The sequence below is a fragment of the Psychrobacillus sp. genome (genome assembly GCF_056205495.1).
In genome coordinates this window covers 1-2,275 of record NZ_JBAEAP010000569.1, presented here as the reverse complement: position 1 = coordinate 2,275, position 2,275 = coordinate 1, and the positions used below count along the sequence as shown (strand labels likewise).

Genomic DNA, 2,275 nt, shown 5'->3' with positions numbered 1-2,275 from the left:
CAACCTGAAAACTCGACTATGGACCCTATTATTGTGAACCAAGTTTCGATATTAGGAAAAGTAGTTGGAGTATACCGACATATCCACTAATAATCTCTTGACTTATTTCCGTATCATAGTATGATTACGTAGAGCCGATATCATATCTAAACTAGAAAGTGGACATTTCTGTTTAGATCATCGAAAAACCCCTTCGCATTTCTATGTGAAGGGGTTTTATTTTTGCTTTAATGGCTTATACCTTGTTTGCATGATTAGATATCACTCTCATTCCTTCTAACAATGTTTTAGATTCCTCATTAAAATAATGCCTTATATCTTGCCTCATTAGCAAGGACGGGTTTTCTTTTATTTTCATTCTTAATGATCTCACGTCAAACCTTTTTGAGTACATATTAATTGAATAGATAATCACCACCTCTTGGCGAGATACAGGCTGAGGTTCAGAGTCAATGGTAGTGTTTAAATACTGTAAGACATTTAAAGTAACTTCATCTAACAAATGCTTATATAAGTTAACATGATGTATATTATCAATTATATATTTCCTAACTGTAATATAGTCTAATTTTTCCATACAATCGTTAATTGTATAAATCATCTCTTTAGTTTCCACACTTACCCCTCCGCCATGTTTTATATTATTTTACGTTCATGAATAGCTTTTACTAAATAAAATATGAGCGGAAATTAATTATACTTTAAAATTAAAACAGCATATTAATCTCTACTGCCTTTTAATTGTTCGTTATTTGTGTTTCTATATAAAAAATGGATCATTCATTTAACTAATCCTCTATCATTACCCCAATAAAAAACTAATAAACCAAAGAGAGTTATAGTTTAATAACCAACGAAAGGAAGATGAAAGTTGCTATTCCCTTATCGGAACGATTATCGAAAAACGTTATTGCCCTACTTAAAAAATTTACCTAAAGAAAATTGGTTAAAAACGACAAAGGACTACCCAAACAATTTAGCTTGGGTAATATCACATATTGCTACAAGTGAGGATTATTGGATAAATGAAGTTGCTTTCAAGAACAATTTAATAATAACTGTAGATGAACATTCCCAACCATTAGACATTATCAAAGCCTATGAAGAGATCAGATTACATACAGATGCAATCCTTGAAAGTTTGGAAACTAGTGATTTAAATCAATTGATAGAGGTCCCTATATTTTCTGATGGGTGGAGCCCGCCTTCTATACCAACTATCCGTTGGGCATTTCAACATGTGTATGGGCACGAGACTTACCATATAGGTCAAATAGCAATAATTGCTCATTTAAATGGATTTCAAAAGCCCCTCTTCTAAGCTGGGCACTGATTCTTTTTTCTAAAATCCATACCACTCATGACAGCTTAAAGACCAAGTCAACTTTTTTCATTTATTTTATACAATTTTATCCTTTTATGGTTTTTTGTTTAATTTACGGGGTAAAGATTTATAATCCTGATGGAATATAAATCTTAATTGCTAAACAGCTTTTTACTTCAGTTAAAACAAAACGAAAAGGAGATAAAAACATGAGAAAAGGCTTACAGTTACTCGTATTATTCTCAACTATTTTCTTATTTGCCTGTAATTCTACTGAAGAGGTTTCACCTCCAACAGTAAACAAGACTGAACAACCAATTGAACTTAAAGCAACTAAAGCAGAAATGATATCAACTAAAGCCCCTGAGGATTTTAAAGATAGAGAAGCTGTCGAAAAATATGTCGCTGAAGTTAGAGAAGCTTATGCAGAGGTTTCTAATTTAGGAGCTGAGTGGGATGCATTAAGAATGGGCTCTTCTACTGGTGAGGTAAGCACTTTAAAATTTGCAGAAATAATTAGATCTGACTTTTTACCCAAAAACATGGCTATTATTGAATTAATTGAAGCAATTGTAGCTCCTAATGATGAGATAGCTCTAAGTCACGAACTGTTGATAGACGCAATAAATAAGCAGCATATAGCATTTAGTGAGGTTGCAATTGCTATGGAAACAAACGATTCTAATAAAATGACGAAGGCAAACGAAATTTTAAGTGAAGTAAGAAAGCTGGATCGCGAATTTGGAAGAGCAATGGAGAACTTACTTCTTGAATATAATATAGATTAATATTAAAATATCATATTTTTACTTAAAATCATTAAGATGGCCTGTTACTATTCATGGCCGTCTTTTTTGTCGTGTCATCCCTTTTCTGCTCCCTTCTTAAGCAAGCAATTCTCCCGCAAATCAAATTTTTATATCATTCCACCACGCCTTTTCAAAGCCTTAT

The 2,275-nt window shown here is 32.5% G+C and carries 3 protein-coding genes and 1 pseudogene; 3 read left to right on the top strand and 1 reads right to left on the bottom strand.

The genetic code is table 11. The annotated features are described in order from the left end of the window. Window positions 1-90: pseudogene (locus AC06OU_RS15995) on the top strand (transcriptional repressor LexA); the annotation flags it as partial. A 145-nt stretch (window positions 91-235) separates the two neighbouring features. Here the strand turns inward: AC06OU_RS15995 and AC06OU_RS15990 are convergent. Next, window positions 236-616, bottom strand: a complete 381-nt coding sequence (locus tag AC06OU_RS15990; protein ID WP_475857099.1) for a hypothetical protein — start codon at window positions 614-616, stop codon at window positions 236-238. 255 nt (window positions 617-871) lie between these two features. Here AC06OU_RS15990 and AC06OU_RS15985 point away from each other — a divergent pair, with 255 nt between their 5' ends. Further along, window positions 872-1,321 carry a DinB family protein gene (locus AC06OU_RS15985; RefSeq protein ID WP_475857097.1) on the top strand — a complete coding sequence of 150 codons (450 nt, stop codon included), beginning with the start codon at window positions 872-874 and terminating at the stop codon, window positions 1,319-1,321. Window positions 1,322-1,533: 212 nt separating this feature from the next. Beyond that, window positions 1,534-2,112, top strand: coding sequence for a hypothetical protein (locus AC06OU_RS15980; RefSeq protein ID WP_475857096.1), 579 nt, complete (start codon window positions 1,534-1,536; stop codon window positions 2,110-2,112). Window positions 2,113-2,275: the final 163 nt, after the last annotated feature.

Bases quoted from the DNA above. Each gene is read 5' to 3' on its own strand.
- AC06OU_RS15980 (WP_475857096.1), top strand. From the start codon at position 1,534: ATGAGAAAAGGCTTACAGTTACTCGTATTATTCTCAACTATTTTCTTA.